This is a genomic window from Psychroserpens mesophilus, assembly GCF_050617655.1.
Lineage (GTDB): Bacteria > Bacteroidota > Bacteroidia > Flavobacteriales > Flavobacteriaceae > Psychroserpens > Psychroserpens mesophilus_A.
The window spans coordinates 1-232 of the sequence record NZ_JBODQC010000549.1 but is presented as its reverse complement, the minus strand read 5'-3'; the positions used below and the strand labels follow the sequence as shown (position 1 = coordinate 232).

Below are 232 nucleotides of genomic sequence, written 5' to 3'. Positions count from 1 at the left end.
GGGATAAGAATGCTGGAGAAGCTATTCAACCTGCGTGAACACGGCACGACCGCGAGAACCGAGATCGTGGCCGGCCTGACGACATTCCTGACAATGTCGTACATCATCTTCGTGAACCCGGACATCCTGTCGTCCACCGGCATGGACCGCAACGCCGTGTTCGTCGCCACCTGCCTGGCCGCCGCGCTGGGCTCGCTGGTGATGGCGCTGATCGCCAACTGGCCGATCGGCA

1 protein-coding gene is annotated in these 232 nt (G+C 62.1%); it reads left to right on the top strand.

The annotated features are described in order from the left end of the window. Nucleotides 1–9 precede the first annotated feature (9 nt). A partial coding sequence (locus ACRHNM_RS18375; protein ID WP_431138065.1) for a solute carrier family 23 protein occupies nucleotides 10–232 on the top strand: 223 nt, incomplete at its 3' end.